Below are 17,923 nucleotides of genomic sequence, written 5' to 3'. Positions count from 1 at the left end.
TTATTTACGGTTATTACTCGAATAGAGAAGGTGAGGCCTCCATGATCGAATTCAAGCAAGTATGCAAAACATATCCAAATGGGGTTACGGGGTTAAAAGATATCAATTTATCCATACACAAGGGTGAATTTTTGGTGATCGTAGGCTTGTCTGGTGCTGGTAAATCCACGCTGCTGCGTTCTATCAACCGTCTGCATGAGATTACTACGGGAGAAATCCTAATTGACGGAAAATCAATCACCGCAGCAAAAGGCGAGAAGCTACGCATGATGCGAAGAGATATCGGAATGATTTTTCAAAGCTTTAATCTGGTGAAACGATCCACGGTTCTGCGCAATGTTTTGTCTGGAAGGGTAGCTTACCATTCCACACTGCGTACCTTGTTTGGAATGTTTCCGGAAAAGGATGTTCAGCTGGCACTACAAGCGTTGGAGCGGGTCAATATCAAGGAAAAAGCGTATACGCGTGCGGATCAATTATCTGGTGGTCAGCAGCAGCGGGTGTCAATCGCCCGGGCACTGGCGCAAGAAGCCAAGATCATTTTAGCAGATGAGCCAGTGGCCTCCCTCGACCCGCTGACAACCAAGCAGGTGATGGACGATCTGAAGCGTATCAATCTGGAGCTCGGGATTACGACAGTGGTCAATCTGCATGACATTGATCTGGCGAGGGAGTACGCGACTCGGATCATCGGGATGAGGGCAGGCGAAATTGTATTTGACGGGTCTGTATCAGAGGCGACAGATGAAACGTTTATGGGCATATACGGGAGATCACTGCGAGCGGCTGATAACCACGATTTAGAGGTGAGCAACCTATGAATCCAACGGCACTGAGGCCTCCTTCTAAAATGAAATCGTATCTAAACGTGCTTCTTTTGCTCGTCCTGCTTATCGGAAGCTCCTATCAGACGGATGCCTCATTGATTTTGCTCGTGACAGGGACAGGCGAGATGGGCAAACTGCTTGCGGAAATGTTTCCTCCTGACTGGTCCTATCTGGATGTGATCTGGAAGCCGATGATGCAGACGGTACAGATGGCGATTGTCGGTACGACGATTGGCGGAATTATGGCGATTCCGTTGGCGTTTTTTGCCGCAAACAACGTTTTTTCTTCAAACCTTTTGCACACAGTATCACGGTTTGTTTTAAACCTGATCCGGACTGTACCTGAGCTATTATTTGCTGGTATTTTTGTCGCTATTTTTGGCCTCGGTCCGTTTGCTGGGGTGCTTGCGATCACCTTCTTTTCCTTTGCGCTGATTTCAAAATTGACCTACGAGTCGATCGAAGCCATCGATCGCGGCCCACTGGAAGCGATGACTGCGGTAGGGGCGAATAAGCTTCAGTGGATACATTTTGGGATTACTCCGCAGATCATTGCTCACTACATTACCTTTTTTCTGTATACGTTTGAGGTAAACATCAGGGCGGCTGCAGTACTTGGTCTTGTGGGCGCGGGTGGTATCGGGCTGTTTTTAGACCGGTCTTTGAATCAATTGCGGTATGATCGTGCGTCGATCATCATCATCGCTACGCTGGTGATCGTTCTGGTCATTGATTTTGTCAGTTCCAGAATCCGGGAGAGAATGCTATGAAACAAAAGAATCGAATACAGGTACGGATACGTAGTGGGCTTATTACAATTTTGCTGATCTTGGTCTATGTATGGGCGTTTTCCGGATTGGAATTTAACGGGATTCAGCCAACGGCAGGTGAGATTTCACAGTCGATCTTTCGCGGGATGATTCATCCTGATTGGGGTTATGTGTATTTGCCTGAAGGGGAGGATTTGCTCAGAGGGCTGCTCGATACATTGGCGATTGCTATTTTGGGTACATTCATTTCAGCGTTACTTTGCGTGCCATTTGCCTTTTGGGCTGCCTCCAATATGAGCAAGCATAAGTCGATTCATGGATCAGGTAAAATATTTCTGAGCTTCATTCGGGTTTTCCCCGAAATCGTAATGGCAATTATTTTTATCAAGGCGGTTGGTCCTGGATCATTCGCAGGCGTCTTGGCTTTGGGACTGCACTCGATTGGGATGCTGGGCAAATTATATTCGGAGTCGATTGAAAATCTCGATATGGGACCATCAGAGGCGTTGACCGCGTGTGGGGCAAACCGTCTGCAAACGATCTGGTATGCCGTGATTCCACAGGTGCTGCCTCATTTTTATTCCCTGATTTTGTTCCGTATTGAGATCAATGTGCGCTCTGCCTCTATTTTGGGAATGATCGGAGCGGGAGGGATCGGAACGCCGCTCATTTTTGCTCTAGAAGCACGTTCGTGGGATCGGGTCGGAATCATTTTGCTTGGGATTATTGTTACGGTGACACTGATTGATATATTATCTGGCTACATTCGCAAAAGAATTGTGTGAGAGCTTTCTATATGAATCTGATACCAAACAAAAGACAGACCGTCGCTGCCAAATTGGCGCTGACGGTCTGTCTTTTGTTATTTAATTTCTTGACCCACTGCTTTCGCATAGTCACGTACTGGCGTGAAGTTTTCATCTTTTCCTACTACATAACCTTTATGCGTATAGATTTCGTCGATGACTTTTCCACCTTCTGGGTCCTTAGTAATCTCGATGAATGCGTCTTGAATTTTCTTTCTCCACTCTGGAGACATGTCAGGACGTACAGCTACTGTATCGTTTGGAATTGGAGCTGTGTAGTGCAGGACACGCGTTACGTCGAATACGTCTGGCTTGTCCTTTTTCACAGTGTTGCGCGCATCTTCAAACACAGCTGCTGCGTCTACTTCACCGTTCAGTACAGCGAGAATGGCTTTGTCGTGACCTTTGATGGTGATTGCTTGTACGTCTTTTTCTGGGTCTACGCCTGCTTTGCTCAGCTCAGCTGCTGGGAATACGAAGCCTGCCGAGGAGGTCACGTCTTGCCAAGCGATTTTCTTGCCCTTCAAATCAGCCAAGGATTGGATAGGAGAATCCTTTTTAACGACGATCATGGCACGGTAGAAATCGACCAAATCCTTGGTTGGCTGTCCTGTTCCTTCTTGTACACCAAAACGCTGTGCTTGCAAGAGAAGATCGGCTGCACCCTTCACATCATGAGCCAGTACATACGCATTTGGAGGCAAGAAGCCGATATCTACTTGCTTGGATGCCATTGCTTCAATGATCGTGCTGTAGCTGGTTGAAACCGAGACTTTTACAGGGATACCGAGTTTGTCTCCCAGCAGTTTCTCCAGTGGCTTTGCTTTTGCTTCCAGTGTCTCTGCGTTTTGAGACGGCACGAATTGAACCTTCAATTCAGTAGGTACATAGCTTGTTCCAGATGCAGTGCTGGAGCTTGTCCCACATCCAGCCAAGCCTGCAGCCATAACAAGAGCCATACCCATTGTTGCTACCTTTTTAAGCATAGTCTTCTTCCCTCCGAAGATGATTCGTTTGAAATAGATGAATCATGTAAAAATATAACAAATCATTGTCAAGCTACTGTTAATATCGTGTGAATATTGTTCTCTCTAAGTATGAATTCGCTATGATAGGAATGAATCTTTGAAACAATCCGATGAGGTAGGAGTGAATCGCATGGAAACAGCTTCAACCAAGTGTGCGTTAACGATTTTGCAAACAAGCGACCTGCACGGAAGCATATATCCTCTTTCATATGCTGCGAATGAACCGAGGGATGTGGGATTTGCCAAAATCGCTACGTTGATCAAAGCGCAGCGAGAGCAGGCGGAGCACCTGCTCGTTATAGATAATGGCGACTTGATCCAGGGAACGCCACTGGCGTATCACCATGCTCGCCTGCATCATACGGCTGCAAATCCCATGGTCCTATGCTTAAATGAGCTCTCCTACGATGCAGCGATCATCGGCAATCACGAGTTTAATTACGGCCTGCCTTTTTTACATAAAGCGATCGGAGAAAGTCATTTTCCCTGGTTAAGTGCCAATCTGACCAATGCAGCGGGAGATCCTTTTTTCGGGAAACCATACATGATCAAAACGTTTGAGAGCGGGCTAATAGTAGGGGTTCTTGGCTTGACCACACCCTATATACCGAACTGGGAGCAGCCAGAAAATATCGCGGGTATTCATTTTCATGATCCCGTGGAGACAGCTCGAAAATGGGTTCGAGTGATGCGAGAAGAGGAAAAGGCAGACGTCGTAATCGTCGCTTACCATGGCGGATTGGAAAGAGACCCGGAAACAGGAGAGCCGACGGAAGTATTGACGAAAGAGAATCAGGGCTATGAGCTGTGTACAGAAGTATCCGGCATCGATGTCCTACTAACTGGTCATCAGCATCGGACGATCGTATCGAGGGTGAACGGGGTATGTGTGGTGCAGCCAGGCAATGAGGGCAGAGTGCTTGGAAAAGTACAGCTCTCGCTTCAGCAGGAAGATGCAGGATGGAAAGTCATCGGGGGTGATGCACGCTTGTTGTCGGTAGAGGGAGTAGAGGCAGATACTTCAATTCTGGAGATGGCGGCACCATACGAAGAGCGAACGCAGCGCTGGCTGGATCAACCGATCGGGAGATTTACAGGAGATATGCGAATCACAGACCCGATGGCCGTACGGTTAAAGGATCATGCTTTCGTGGAATTTATCAATCATGTGCAAATGGAGATTTCCGGAGCATCGATATCAAACACAGCGCTGTTTGACAATACGTCTGCCGGTTTTCCTGAGAACGTCACGATGCGTGATATTGTGAGCAACTACATTTATCCAAACACACTTGTAGTACTACGGATAAAAGGAAAAGACATACGGGCAGCACTGGAGCAGGGGGCCGAGTATTTTGAAGTGGACGATAAAGGTGAGATCGTCGTCAGTCCTGCCTTTTTACTGCCAAAGCCGCAGCACTATAACTATGATATGTGGGAAGGAATCGAGTACCTGATCGATGTGGCGCGCCCGATCGGACAGCGCGTGGTTAGATTGACGAGAAACGGAGCGCCTTTGGATATGGAAGCGGACTACGATGTGGTCATGAATAATTACCGTGCAGGCGGGGGAGGCAATTACACCATGTTTCAAAAGAAGCCCGTCGTCAAGGAAATTGCGACTGATGTATCGGAGCTGCTTGCCACTTATATTTTGGAGAAAAAGGTCGTAGAAGCTACGGTGAACGGGAATTGGGAGGTAGTAAAGGGACAAGAGGATAAGTGAGAAGAAGGGCAAGGACACCTGCTGAGGGTGTCCTTTTTGCACGCAATAAGATAACCGTATCCTCTACGCTTTTGCTTCCACCCCGAACTTTCTTTTCGGAGTGCCCATAATGACAGAGTCTTTGGGCAACAGCAGTGCAAAAAGCCCGAGCAAAGGCAAATATGCGCATACCTGAACCATCATCTGGATGCCGTAGCTGTCCATCAACATCCCCATTACGACTGATCCTAGTCCAGCGAGGCCAAACGATAGGCCGAAAAACAGTCCGGCGACCGTACCTACATGACCTGGAAGCATCTCTTGGGCATACACGATGATGACGGAGAAGCCGGACATCAGGATTAACCCGATCGCGACGCAGATGAGTATGGACCCGGTTGGCCCCATATAGGGCAGGAGTAAGGAGAATGGGGCTGTTCCGAGAATGGAAAACCATATGATCTTTTGACGACCAAAGCGGTCAGCTAACGGACCACCTAAAAAGGTGCCGAGCATACCAGCGAATTGCAGGGCAAAGAGGCACATTTGAGCATTTTCCAATGGCAGCTGAAATTTTTCCATGTAGTAAAAGGAGTAGTAGCCTGTCATGCTCGCCAAATAGACGAATTTGGAAAACAGCATGAGGATGAGAATGCCCATGACATACACAATAAAGCCGTTACTGAACCGATTTTCGCGAATAGCGGTGGCTTGAGACCCCGGACGAGGTCTATTCTTTGGACGAACATGACGGCGATACCACTGACTAATAAAGGATTGCAGTACGATTCCGATGACGGCAAGCAGAATAAACCAGAGAAAGCCCATTTGCCCCTGCGGACTAATAATGAACGCTACCATGAGTGGAGCCAAAGCTTGACCGGTATTTCCACCCACTTGAAAGACGGACTGGGCAAAGCCTCTGCGGTGCTTCATCGCCATATGGGCGACGCGCGACGATTCTGGATGTAGGACGGAGGAACCGACCCCGATCAGGGCTGCTGACAGCAGGAGAAAAGCGAGTGAAGGCGATAGAGCTAAACCCAGCATGCCAAGTAGCGTAAAAAGCATCCCCATCGGCAATAGAAGCGGCATCGGACGGCGGTCTGTGTAGTATCCGATGAGCGGCTGCAAAATCGACGCAGTGATATTCAGCGTAAAGGCGACCCAGCCAATTTCCACGAAGCTGAGCTGCATCTTTTGCTGAAACAGCGGAAAAACGGCTGGCACGACTGACTGCATCGCATCATTGAGCAAATGTGCCACACTTACACCAAGCAGGATGACCAGCGAAGTGTTTTGGGTGGTGTCTGTAGCATGACTCTGTGACAAACTCTCCACTTCCTTCTCTATTTATTTTCATCTCATGCTAATGGAGAAAGGACAGTGAAGTCGTCTTAAATCTTGCGTAGATGGTGAGCAATTTTTGCTATAATGGGACTGGGTGAATGCCGATGCACATGAAAATCGTTCTGCCACAACTGGAATTGCACAAAATTGAGAGTACATTTGAAAACACGCCCCATGAACATGATGAGCAATACCAGGTGACCATTCCTGTGCAAGGGACGTGTTTTTTTACCCATGAGAACAAAGCGGTGAAGCTGCCTGCGGGCGAGGGCTTGATTCTGCATCCCCGAGACAGGCATTCCTTTCATATAGGGCATGATGCCAGTGTGATTATCATCCGGGTAAAGGATCAGTGCATGCATGATCAGTATCAGGATAAAAGGTTTGATCCTGCATCTCGGCAATCATTCGATGCGGTAGCATGGACCATGCTGTTTCGCCAGTGGACAACAGGCATGCTCGCCCTGGACCATACGGAGAAGCTGGCAGTAGAAGAAATAGAAATGCAGGTTCTTGCCTATTTGCAACAGCTGTTTCAAGGCGGCAGAGCTAGCGATATCGCTCCGCGGTTAGAGATAGGCACAGATTCTCATCTGACACGAGTTTTGGAGTATATCCATGCCCACTATACGGAGCAGATGAGCATCGATCTGTTAGCATCACTAGCTAAACAAAGCAGGTTTCATTTTATCCGTTCTTTTAAATCTGCTACAGGCCAAACACCCTACCAGTACGTGCTGCTCTTGCGGATTGGGAAAGCAAAGGAGCTTTTGCTGCGCTCTGCAACAACGGTAACGGATATCAGCTTCGCCTTGGGGTTTTCCAGTCCGAGTCAATTTTTTCGAATATTCGCTAAGCAGGTCGGTGCGACGCCCGAGCAGTATCGCGTCAAAAGCAGGTAAAGGACATCTAAGGACACCTAAGAAGGTGTCCTTTCTTCTGATTGTTGTATTGGTTGTGCAGCCAGTTTGGTAGCAGCAGCCAGGCCGATCATGACGGTCAAAACCTGAAGAAGCAAAGAAACCGTAATGCCCAGTGAAAGAGAAAAGCCAATGGCTGTCATGACAGTGATGATCGCCCCTCCAAGTCCAATGCCAATCGCCGGAGTGAAGGTATCAGCTACAGAAATTTCTGCAGAAACCTTGCCCTCCTCGCCCGGCTTTGCCAGAGAAAACGCGATAGCACCGCTAGTCGGGTGAGCTAAGCCGATCCCAAAGCCCATAATAATCTGGCTGAAAATAGCGAGTGTGACGCCGAAAAGATCATTTGGAACAAACGTCAGTGGTACAGAGAACGCAACGCCTATGAGCATGATGAAAAGACCGGTGACTACTCGTTTTTTTCGACCTACTCCGAGGTCCGCTGCATCCCATTTTGCCTGGACGTTGGCGGCCAGTGACCAACTGATTGCGGCAGAGGCAACGGCCAAGCCAGCTTTGTCGGCCGACATTTCTAAAACAGTTGTCAGTCCAAGAACTAAATACGTTTGCGTGCCGTAATAAGCAGATACAAACAAACCGCGCGAAGCAATGATGGCTGGCAGGCCCACACGAGCGACGAGTGTTCCCTTGGGCATCAGCCTATACAACGGGATGATCAGGGTAACTAGGCCAGCGACAGACAGGACGATGCCATAAACGGTAGGCATTTTGCCGAGTCCAAACAGGAAGATACCCGTTCCCAAAGCCAAGAAGAAGGGGAGGAACAGCCGGTTGTTGTTGTTTCCTGCATGTGCATTTGGTTTCAAGCCTCGAAAAGCAGGGGTAGTTAGGATTGCAGAAAGGGCGATGAAAGGGAGGATCAACCAGAAAACATATCTCCACGACAATTGTTCTGAGATGACTCCAGCAATATAGGGTCCAAATAGTCCCGGGAGAATGTACGCACTGGAAAAGACGGCAAGAATTTGAGTGCGGAGAGAGTCAGGGTAACGCAGGGTAATCATCGTATACACGCAGTTGACCAAAGCCCCTGCTCCGAATCCTTGCATCATACGACCAAGCAATAATATCGGCATGTTTGGTGCAATAGCGGCAACCACAATCCCCAAAGCAAAAAGCACAATCATCGTGATAAAAGGCTGAGCTGGCCCTTTTTTATCGACCAGTTGCCCTGTAATGACTGTTCCAATAAGCTGGGCTAACAAATAAACGCTAAATATCCAGCCGTACAGGTTTTCCCCCTGTAACTCTCTAGAGAGGCCAGGTGCAATGGTTGTGACAGCCAAACCTTCGAAAGCCGTAGCAGTGACGACAAGAATAATACCGATCGTCAAAGCACGGTAATGAGTACTCCAAATACTTTCCTTGCTCATCATACGACGCTCCTTTCAAAAAAAGTTGTTGTTTTAACAGTTGTTGCAGCAACTAAATAGGCAAAAAAGAAAACATATTATTTAGTTGCTGTTATTACTGTTGCTACAACAACTAATTATACAGAAAAAATGCTCCTGTACAATACTTTGGATTTATAAATTTTTCACGTTCTCATAAATGATATTGAGAGTTTTTCGAAACTGCTTGACCTCTTCTTCAGTCAAGCCGGCGATTGTTTTCTCGTAGGCTTCAATGGAAGGGGGGAGAACCTCATCTTTTAATTGCCGTCCTTTTTCTGTCAGGTAGACATGCAGTGAGCGTCGATCCTTTTTGTCTGTCACCCGATGAATAAACCCTCGCTCCTCCATCGTAAAAAGCATTCGAGCAATGTTTGTTTTATCTTTAAAAGTGCGCTCAGCCAGCTCGTTTTGAGTCAGCCCTTCTTCATCCCACAGGACGACGAGAATCATCCACTGATCAATGGTGATGTTGAAGGGATTCACTACTTTTTGATAGTAGCTGTTCAGCTTTAAATCTGTTCGTTTAACGATAACACCAATGTACTCATGTATTTTCAACGATAAGCCTCCTTTTTACGTTTGCAGAGCAACTGTTGATAAGACAACTATACGGATGCTGATCAGACGTGTCAATTTGACAGGAAGGCGATGAAGAATGAAAGCAGCAAATTTGCCCAAAATAACAACGGGATCTGCAAAGCATATAAAGGAGAAGGATACGATGACAGGAAAGTTCATGAAGACCGTTTTGATCGTAATGTGTCTGGCATTGCTGGGTTCACCTCTAGCTGTGCAAGCGAAGGAAGGTAGCGGGGACCCGCCGCAGCAGCAACAAGGCATTAAACCAAAGGAAGTCAAGCTCCAGGGTGATATGCGAAGAGTATGGATCGATCATATGATTTGGACAAGGGCTTATGTCGTAAGCGCCTTGGCAGGGCTGAAGGACCAAGACAAGGTACTCGCGAGGCTTTTGAAAAACCAAGAGGATATTGGCAATGTAATCAAGCCTTATTATGGCGAAGAAGCAGGTAATAAGCTGACTGCTTTATTAAAAGAACATATTCTCATTGCAGGCAAAGTTGTAGACGCTACGAAAAAGAACAAGCAAGCCGATCTCAAAAAATACAATGCCGAGTGGTACAAAAATGCTGATGATATCGCCAAATTTTTGAGCAGTGCAAACCCGAATTGGACAGAACAGGAATTAAAAGATCTTATGAACAAGCATCTCGAATTGCTTACAGAAATGGTTCAAGCGAGGGTGAAAAAGGATTGGGATGCGGATATCGCTGCTTTTGATAGAGGCGAGGACCATATCATCACGCTGGCGGATGCCTTGACTGAGGGGATTATCAAGCAATTTCCTAACCAGTTTTAATCAGCTGACTAGTTGAAGCCGGTGGGCTGGAAAAAAGCGAAAGGCATGGATTACGAGTCCATGCCTTTTCTTGTTGGGAAAGCAGTATGAGAGGCTCCTGCAAGAAAATCAATGATGCTCCTTCAAACTGTTTACAGGGACATCTTGTTCGTTTTCAGGTTCGCCGATCGGATAGATTCTTGCCATATCCGTTGTTTCATCCACATGCTGAATATAGATGGGCAAGCCGTTGCACGTTACATTTGCCATGACAGGGGAAGCAGCAATTTCTTTCGCACGTTCATTTGTCATTTGAGAGACCTCCTGTGAAATGGATAACGGCTATAATATGTACCCCATGCCAAGCGCCTATGCGAATGATAGAGTACGAAAAAGAACGCCAGCACCTGAAAGGAAAGGTACTGGCGTATTTGCTTTATTTCAATAGTCGTTTGATGACTTCGTCAGTCACAGAGGGGACGACTTCTGTGGAATAGGCAATCTCCATTCGTTCAAAGCGGTTATGCGCATCGTATCCGTAGGGGCCGATGTTGATGCACGGCACATTGATGTCGCGGATATCCTGATACTCTACATAATGCTTGCTGCCCCAGCTCGGATTATTTTCCTCGATGGCCAGAATCCCCTCCTCATCGTCAGACAGGGCTACACAGCTCATGTCACAGACGTACGGGAAGAAATTGCGAGTCACGATCGGATGCGGATAGTGTGGCTGAACGCTCTCCACTGCCTCCTCCAGCGCGGCAATCAGGTTTTGCTCACGCTCATCCTTGCCCACAAGCTCGATACGAGGCGAATAGAGTGAGGAATAGAACAGAATAATGGCCGGGCTTCTGTCCTTCATCCACTTCACTTCTTCTTCGACGACACGGCCAGAGAACATCCGCACATCCAGACTCTTGTCTTGCAAAAGCTGCTCTTTAAACTGCTTCATGTGCGAGAGGAAGGCATCGCCATGCTCTGCGACCAGCTCTTTTTTCATGTCCTCGTAAATCAAAACGCGTGTCTTCCAAGGGAGCGGAGTCCAGGCTTGACCGCTCTTTTCGCAGAAGCGGCGATGACGGTCACGCAGCAGCGTCAGGGCGTTTTCAAAAGCGATCTCAGCCTGTTCCTTCAACATGCCGAGGACCTGCTTCGGCGACCATGTATGAATGAAAAAATTGTAGTAAACATAGGCAGACAAGGCTGTTTGGATCGTGTAGGTCGGTTTAAAATCGGTCTGCTTCAAGGAAACGGGCGGAACAGGCGTCTCCCCATATGCTTCGTCACATAAATCAGGATTGTAGCTGATTTGGCGGGTCAGCTCAGCAGCGATAAAGTTGGGGTCAAGACCCTCGAAGGCAGAGCCTGCATGTGTTTCGTAGCCGGTGATATAAAAGGATGGTAGCAGCTTGCCCACGGTTCCTTTGTAAATATAGCGATTCGGGTCACCATCGTAACGCGGCGCAACGAAGTCAGAGTTAATGAGCGCAATGTATTCAAAGCCGTGCTCCTCCCGCCATTTTTTCAAATCCTTCAAGGAAGAGAGAACGCCGTGCGAGCTGTCCTCCTCGTCGCACTCGGCCAGAAGCAGCAAATTGCCCGCCAGCTCTTCCGGGTGCTCGGAATAGTACTGCAACAAAAAGACGTGGCTGGCTACGCCGCTTTTCATATCGAGCACACCGCGGCCAAAATGCCAGTCACCAGAATCTAGCTGTTGTTTGACCAAGTCAGGCAGCGGTTCTTCTTTCAGCGCTTCCATCAGGGAGGAAGGATAGCAGGCTTTATCCTTTAAGTGATTGTAATCCTCGATGCCCACTGTATCGGTGTGGCCCATCAGAATGACAGTTTTTCCGCTAGGTCGCTTCGTGCCTTTGACGAATGCAAGCACATTGTAGCGTTCTACCTCGTCATTTATGGTCCGGGAGATGATCAATTGTTCGGGATTTTGCCGAAAATACGGGAACGATTTCAGGTGCTCGTAAAGATGAGTGGCAGCATCGATTTCACCCGTTGTGTTGACTACGCTTTCTATTTGTACTAGGTCATCGGTTAATTTTATGATTGCTTCACGGCTTTGCAGCATAGCATCTACCCCGTTTCGTTTATAGGATTTGTTGGAGGAATCGTCTCGTCCGATCGTGCTGAGGGTTGGAAAAAAGAACGCTTGGATGGGCATCTTCGACCATCTCTCCGTCAGCAAGCATGATGACCCGGTCCGCTACTTCACGGGCAAAGCCCATCTCATGTGTAACGACGACCATCGTCATGCCTACGCGGGCCAAATCCTTCATCGTCGCCAGCACCTCTCCTACCAGCTCAGGATCGAGTGCAGAAGTAGGCTCGTCAAACAGCATGACGTCTGGTTCAAGCGCGAGAGCCCGTGCAATCGCCACCCGTTGTTTCTGTCCGCCAGAGAGCTGCTCAGGGTAGACATGTGCTTTGTCGGTCAGTCCTACGCGTGCCAATAGCTGCATGGCTTTTTCCGTTGCTTCGGCTTTCGTTTTTCTTTTTACATGGAGCGGTGCTTCGATTACATTTTCCAGAACAGTCATGTGCGGAAACAGATTAAAATGCTGAAACACCATGCCCACGTGTTCACGCACCTTGTTCAGGTCCGTGTGTTTGACATCAATCACCTGGTTATTGATCGCGATTTCGCCTGAGTCCTTCATTTCCAGGAAGTTCAGACAGCGCAATAGCGTACTTTTTCCTGAGCCGCTTGCCCCGATCAGTACGACTACTTCTGATTTTTTAATCTCCAGTGAGATGTTTTTTAACACCTGCAGACTACCGAATGATTTCGCCAGATTACGCACCTTTATCATGCTGCCACCTCTTTATGCTTGCGAGTAGGGAGAGGGGTTCTGCTGGTATCGAGACGTTTTTCCAACCGATTCAAAATAAACGAGAAAATAGCTACGAGCGCCAGATAGTAAAGTCCGACGACAAAATACGTTTCAAAGGGCATGAAGTTGTCTGCCTGGGCGGACAGTGCGCGATTAAACAGCTCGGTCACGGCGATGTAGGCAACGAGTGAAGAATCCTTCAAGCCGATGATAAACTGGTTGCCGAGTGGAGGGATTGCCCGCTTGAACGCTTGCGGCAGGACAATACGCCGCATCGCCAAACCATAAGGCATCCCGAGAGAACGTGCCGCTTCCATCTGTCCGCGATCAATCGACTGGATAGACCCACGGAAGATTTCCGCAATATAAGCCCCGGAGTGGATGCCGAGCGCGAGAGCACCCGCAGTAAAGTCAGAGAGCACAATAACACTGGAAATGCCGTAGTAGAGGAACATAAGCTGCACGATCAGGGGCATGCCTCGCACGACGAAGATATAAGCGTCTGCCAGCTTTTGCAAGACGAAGACGCCGGATACTTTGAAAAAGGCAAAGACAAGTCCTATTACAGAAGCCATGACGAGAGAAACAGCCGTCAGAGAAACGGTGACCCAGGCTGCCTCGAGAAATGCTTTTCCATGATGCGTGATAATGTCCGTGATATTCATCAAAAAATCCATCGTTGACATACCCCCGTAGCAAGTATGGAAGGTGCGCCAGAAAACCCGGCGCACCAGCTATTACAAACGTGTTACTTCAACAGGTTTGCACCAAACCATTTCATGCTGATTTGCTCATACGTGCCGTCGTCGATCATGGATTTGATGGCTTCATTGATTTTTTTGGTCAAAACAGGATTGTCTTTGGTCACAGCAATGGCGATGTTTTCTTTGTTTAATACCTCGTCGATGGGCTTGATTTTCAGCCCTTGATTTTTAATCGCAGAAGTGCCGACGACGCGGTCCGTGATGACAGCAGCGACACGACCTGGGACCAGGTCCTGCAAGGCGTAAATATCTGTTGGGTAACCTTTTACTTTTTCCTTGTCGGTCAATGTTTCCGCAACCTCTTTGTGTGTGCTTGCTTGTACGACGCCGATGATTTGACCTTTCAAGTCATCTCTGGATTTGATCGTGTCGTTTGACTCAGCGATGAAAATTTGTCCTCCGGAGATGTAGTAGGGCTCGGTGAAATCTACCTGCTTGGCGCGTTCTTCGGTGTGGGTCATACTGCCGATGATGGCATCGTACTTGTTTCCTTTTAGCCCCTGGAGGATGGTTTCCCATGGATTGGTTACCGGGTTTGCCTCCAGTCCGATGCGCTTGGCTATTTCTTTGCCGATTTCGACATCGAATCCGGTCAGTACATTATTTTCATCCTTGTAATTAAGCGGTTTGAGCAAGCCACTCATTGCAAACGTCAGCTTTCCTTCGTGTACGAGCTTCATTTTCTCTTCAGAAGCAGGCTGCGCAGGAGCGGAGGAGCCAGTATTTGTGGAAGCGCTTGCATCAGTTGGTGCAGCTTGTGGTGTATTGCTGTTTGATGATGGAGCTGCATTGGAAGCGCAGCCAGCTAGAAGAGAGAGCACGAGTGAGCCTACCAGCAGTGCGACAGGAAACAATCTTTGTTTTTTCATACGAGAATCCCCCAAACAGATATGGTTTAAAAAACGCTTTGCTTGGTTTGCCTGTGCTGCGTATGAAAGAGGAGAGGGCTTTGTGTTTCTGTGCCCTCTTCTCGAATCACTTGGGCAGTGCTATTCATTCATCGTGGTTTTTTTCAGGTAGGCTCTCCAGGTGATAGCCCACTGGTCGGGATCATCAAGTACCGACTCTTCTACGCGGTGGCCTGTGCTGCTGTGCGGCGCATTTTTTACGATTTCGGGCGTTGCATATGCTTCCTCCGAGATTTGCGTGAGGGCCGCAATATATTCGTCCAGCTCCGCTTTGGAGTACGATTCGGTTGGCTCAAGCGTGAACGGCTCGGGAACGACATACGGGTGATGACTGGTCCAATAGTGATGCGCAAAGTCACTCATGCGGCGCTGAACATCGTATGTGGTGACCCCGGTTTCTTCTTTTAGCTGCTGCCAGCTGTAGCGCACCTGTTCGAGACGGCGGCCTTGTATATACGGGGCGCTTGCTCCGCGAATTTGCAGGATTTTATGATACAAATAATTGTTGTTAAGGCAGGCGATTTGAGCGACCTCCGTCAAGCCTTCTGCGCCCAGCGCACGAATCCACGCATATGCACGCAGAACTGCTGGTGGGACACCGTAAAAGCTCCGCACCTTGCCGATGGAGTTTTTCAACTCGCGGCGGTAGAAATACTTGCTTCCATCAAAGTCGACCAATGGGCTAGGAAGGTACTCTTCCAATGCTTTCGTAACCCCGATGGCACCTGTCGCCGGACCTCCGCAGGCATGCGGAATGGAAAAGGTTTTGTGGAGATTAAAGAAGCACATGTCAAAGCCCGCTTCTAGTGCACGCGTAATTCCTAAAAGTCCGTTTGCATTCGCCTGATCGTAGCAGCAAAGCCCGCCAGCAGCGTGCACGATGTCTGTAAACTCCTTGATCCGGGAGTTGTAGATGCCGGTATCCTCGGGATTCGCAACAGCAAAGGCGGCTGTTCGCTCCGATACGAGTCCTTTTAATGCTTCGAGGTCAGGGTAGCCGTTTTCGTCCACGGGTACATAAATGATCTTGAACCCTTTGACCGCGGCTGTCGCTGCCTGGGATGGATGGGAAAAATGAGTGGTGATGAATTCGTTGCGCTGTTCTCCCTCGCCACGTGCCTCATGGTATTTGCGAACGATAGAGGCTTGGGTGAACAAAGCCTGTGTGCCACTGCCTGGCTGAAACGAGAATTTGTCCATGCCTGATATTTCGCGCAGGAACAGATCGAGCTTGTAGGTCATTTCCAGCATGCCTTGCACGGTGGATTCATCCTGCAGCGGATGCAGCTCAGCCATTTTTGGCGAACGGGCAAAGCGCTCGTTGATTTTTGGAGAGTATTTCATCGTGCAGGTGCCTTGGCCCATCTCTACATTAAAATCTGCACCCAGCACCTCCTGCGAGAGGCGAGAGTAGTGGCGAATGACGCGAAACTGGCTGATTTGCGGGAGGTTCGGGCGCTTTTTACGGCGCAGCCCATCCGGTAATTGCGACACGCCATCGCCTACGATAGCGGTGATTTCTCGTTCTACGGGCGGTACCTCTACACCGCGTTCTCCGGGCTGGCTGAGCTCAAAAATGACGGGTTCATCCCATTTGGCTTGATGGAAGCGTCTTACTTTATGGTCTCTTGGAATCCGTTTCATCTCGTCAATCGTCTCCTTCGCTGATTGTGGTGTTTACACTTTTTGAACTGAAGCGCATGACAAGGTGCCTCAGCGTCCGCATCCGGCATAACTTCGGTAAAACTTTCCGCTAAACGCGGTCGCTCCTCATTGAATAAGCATCGATAGGGGTTTTCTTAACTTGCATGACACTCTGGATGGCAGTGGTTAGCTTGTCGATTTCTTCTTGAGTATGGATTTCAGTGACACAATAGAGTGCGCATTGTCCCAGCTCAGGGAAGTGCCCTGTCAAATCGACACCCCCGAAGATGCCTTGGGCAAGCAGCGCCGTATTGATTTCCTTTACGGTTTTGCCTGTTTGCGTAAAATCGACGACAAACTCTTTGAAAAAGGGAGCAGTGAATTTGATAGCGACTCCGGGAATGGATGAGAGCTGCTTGGCTGCATATTGGGAGCGCTGCATGATGCCTTGGCCCACTTCTTCCATGCCAACTGGTCCCATCGTAGCGAGGTAAACACCCGCGGTTATGCCCCAAAGTGCCGTTTGCGTACCGACGGATTCCTTGCCGTTTTCACGCTTGGCAAAGGAGGTGCGGTCGTAGGCCACATCCCCGAAGCCATATTCACCCTCGACGACTGTTGGTGCAATTCCGAACAGTCGGGATGGATATTCCATGACGTAGGTAGGGTCGTCATGTGTCGCGATAAAGCCGGATTGTCCCCCGCCGTAATGCATGTGTACGCCCAGAGGCTGCAAATCGCCGCAAACGATATCTGCTCCGTAATTAGCCGGTGCTTCCATGACGCCGAGCGAGATTGGATCTACACCAACGACACAAATAGCACCAGCGGCATGAGCCAAATCTGCGATAAGCTGACCATTTGCTTCCACTGATCCGAGGAAAGTCGGGTTTTCAAAATAGACCGCGGCTGTGCTGGCACTGAGCTTGGCTTTCAGATCACTCAGGTCTAGAGCACCCGTCTCGATTTCATAGTCCACCAACGTAACGGTCAGATCGGGAGACGTATAGTTCTTGATAATCAAAAGCTTGTCAGGGTTTATGTTTTTCGGAATCAACAGCTCGGTGCGTTTGGTGATACGAGCAGCCATGCGTAGAGCGGTAGAGGCTGCCTGTGCCCAGTCAAATGTCGGAACGTTTACGACATCCATGTCCACGAGCTCTGCCACCAAGCTCTGGTATTCAAACAGTGCCTGGAAACGGCCCTTGTCCTCGTAAGGCTCTCCTGCATAGGCTGTCAGAAATTCTGCTCGTGAATTGATCTCGTCACATACGACGGGAACGAAGTGCGGCCAGCAGCCTGCACCGAGGAAGCTGATATTTTCTTTGGTCGTATGATTTTTGTTCATGAGCAAGTTTACATGGCGATCCAGCTCGTACTCAGTGAGTGCTGGTGGAATGTTCATCTTTTCTTGCAGGCGCAGCTCCTGGGGGATATCCGCAAAAATATCCTCAATGCTGGAAAAGCCAATTTCACGCAGCATCTGTTCCTTTACTTCGGGAGCAGAATTGGGAATATAGGGGTGAGCAAAACGTTTTACACTCATTTTTTCGTACCCTCCGTCTGTTGATTATTCGAAA

17 protein-coding genes are annotated in these 17,923 nt (G+C 48.7%); 6 read left to right on the top strand and 11 right to left on the bottom strand.

Annotation, left to right across the window (positions count from 1 at the left end):
* The first annotated feature begins 41 nt into the window (after positions 1-41).
* Genes phnC through phnE (C3B52_RS04695) form a run of 3 tightly spaced genes read left to right on the top strand, consistent with a single transcriptional unit; the run spans position 42 to position 2,382 of the window.
* A complete protein-coding gene (phnC, locus tag C3B52_RS04705) occupies positions 42-821 on the top strand; it encodes a phosphonate ABC transporter ATP-binding protein (RefSeq protein ID WP_103104940.1) in 780 nt (259 codons plus the stop codon).
* A complete protein-coding gene (gene phnE, locus C3B52_RS04700; protein ID WP_103104939.1) occupies positions 818-1,597 on the top strand; it encodes a phosphonate ABC transporter, permease protein PhnE in 780 nt (259 codons plus the stop codon). The genes phnC and phnE (C3B52_RS04700) overlap by 4 nt, the downstream gene beginning before the upstream one ends.
* Positions 1,594-2,382 (top strand): phosphonate ABC transporter, permease protein PhnE, encoded by a 789-nt coding sequence (gene phnE, locus C3B52_RS04695; protein ID WP_103104938.1) that lies wholly within the window; start codon positions 1,594-1,596, stop codon positions 2,380-2,382. The genes phnE (C3B52_RS04700) and phnE (C3B52_RS04695) overlap by 4 nt, the downstream gene beginning before the upstream one ends.
* Before the next feature lie 77 nt (positions 2,383-2,459).
* Here the strand turns inward: phnE (C3B52_RS04695) and C3B52_RS04690 are convergent, their stop codons facing one another.
* Positions 2,460-3,389 carry a phosphate/phosphite/phosphonate ABC transporter substrate-binding protein gene (locus C3B52_RS04690; protein WP_103104937.1) on the bottom strand — a complete coding sequence of 310 codons (930 nt, stop codon included), beginning with the start codon at positions 3,387-3,389 and terminating at the stop codon, positions 2,460-2,462.
* A 172-nt stretch (positions 3,390-3,561) separates the two neighbouring features.
* Between C3B52_RS04690 and C3B52_RS04685 the strand changes: the two genes are divergently transcribed.
* Entirely contained in the window at positions 3,562-5,157 is a 1,596-nt protein-coding gene (locus C3B52_RS04685) for a bifunctional metallophosphatase/5'-nucleotidase (protein WP_103104936.1), read from the top strand.
* Positions 5,158-5,220: 63 nt separating this feature from the next.
* On the opposite strand, the gene C3B52_RS04680 is transcribed toward C3B52_RS04685, so the two are convergent.
* Positions 5,221-6,468 (bottom strand): MFS transporter, encoded by a 1,248-nt coding sequence (locus C3B52_RS04680; protein WP_235615601.1) that lies wholly within the window; start codon positions 6,466-6,468, stop codon positions 5,221-5,223.
* 122 nt (positions 6,469-6,590) lie between these two features.
* On the opposite strand from C3B52_RS04680, the gene C3B52_RS04675 reads away from it, so the two are divergent.
* Positions 6,591-7,388, top strand: a complete 798-nt coding sequence (locus C3B52_RS04675) for an AraC family transcriptional regulator (RefSeq protein WP_235615600.1) — start codon at positions 6,591-6,593, stop codon at positions 7,386-7,388.
* A 17-nt stretch (positions 7,389-7,405) separates the two neighbouring features.
* Here the strand turns inward: C3B52_RS04675 and C3B52_RS04670 are convergent, their stop codons facing one another.
* A complete protein-coding gene (locus C3B52_RS04670; protein ID WP_103104933.1) occupies positions 7,406-8,800 on the bottom strand; it encodes an MFS transporter in 1,395 nt (464 codons plus the stop codon).
* A gap of 153 nt (positions 8,801-8,953) precedes the next feature.
* A complete protein-coding gene (locus C3B52_RS04665) occupies positions 8,954-9,379 on the bottom strand; it encodes a MarR family winged helix-turn-helix transcriptional regulator (RefSeq protein WP_103104932.1) in 426 nt (141 codons plus the stop codon).
* Positions 9,380-9,542: 163 nt separating this feature from the next.
* Here C3B52_RS04665 and C3B52_RS04660 point away from each other — a divergent pair, with 163 nt between their 5' ends.
* Complete coding sequence (locus C3B52_RS04660; protein ID WP_103105069.1) at positions 9,543-10,199, top strand: glycosyltransferase; 657 nt, start codon at positions 9,543-9,545, stop codon at positions 10,197-10,199.
* Positions 10,200-10,307: 108 nt separating this feature from the next.
* Here C3B52_RS04660 and C3B52_RS04655 read toward each other — a convergent pair whose 3' ends face one another.
* From C3B52_RS04655 to gcvPA, 7 genes are all read right to left on the bottom strand, one after another.
* Complete coding sequence (locus tag C3B52_RS04655) at positions 10,308-10,490, bottom strand: small acid-soluble spore protein H (RefSeq protein WP_103104931.1); 183 nt, start codon at positions 10,488-10,490, stop codon at positions 10,308-10,310.
* Between the two features lie 124 nt (positions 10,491-10,614).
* Positions 10,615-12,264 (bottom strand): M20/M25/M40 family metallo-hydrolase, encoded by a 1,650-nt coding sequence (locus C3B52_RS04650; RefSeq protein WP_103104930.1) that lies wholly within the window; start codon positions 12,262-12,264, stop codon positions 10,615-10,617.
* A 19-nt stretch (positions 12,265-12,283) separates the two neighbouring features.
* Positions 12,284-13,006, bottom strand: coding sequence for an amino acid ABC transporter ATP-binding protein (locus C3B52_RS04645; protein WP_103104929.1), 723 nt, complete (start codon positions 13,004-13,006; stop codon positions 12,284-12,286).
* Positions 13,003-13,704 carry an amino acid ABC transporter permease gene (locus C3B52_RS04640; RefSeq protein ID WP_103104928.1) on the bottom strand — a complete coding sequence of 234 codons (702 nt, stop codon included), beginning with the start codon at positions 13,702-13,704 and terminating at the stop codon, positions 13,003-13,005. Before C3B52_RS04640 ends, C3B52_RS04645 begins: the two co-directional genes overlap by 4 nt.
* A 71-nt stretch (positions 13,705-13,775) precedes the next feature.
* Complete coding sequence (locus tag C3B52_RS04635) at positions 13,776-14,660, bottom strand: ABC transporter substrate-binding protein (protein WP_103104927.1); 885 nt, start codon at positions 14,658-14,660, stop codon at positions 13,776-13,778.
* Positions 14,661-14,780: 120 nt separating this feature from the next.
* The gene (gene gcvPB, locus C3B52_RS04630) at positions 14,781-16,343 is read right to left on the bottom strand and encodes an aminomethyl-transferring glycine dehydrogenase subunit GcvPB (RefSeq protein ID WP_103104926.1); all 1,563 of its coding nucleotides are present in this window, start codon (positions 16,341-16,343) and stop codon (positions 14,781-14,783) included.
* Positions 16,344-16,452: 109 nt separating this feature from the next.
* Positions 16,453-17,889, bottom strand: coding sequence for an aminomethyl-transferring glycine dehydrogenase subunit GcvPA (gene gcvPA / locus C3B52_RS04625; protein WP_103104925.1), 1,437 nt, complete (start codon positions 17,887-17,889; stop codon positions 16,453-16,455).
* Positions 17,890-17,923: the final 34 nt, after the last annotated feature.

It is taken from the genome of Brevibacillus reuszeri, assembly GCF_002897295.1.
GTDB classification, from domain to species: Bacteria; Bacillota; Bacilli; order Brevibacillales; family Brevibacillaceae; genus Brevibacillus; species Brevibacillus reuszeri_A.
The sequence above is the reverse complement of the archived record's forward strand: the minus strand, read 5'-3'. Positions and strand labels throughout refer to the sequence as shown.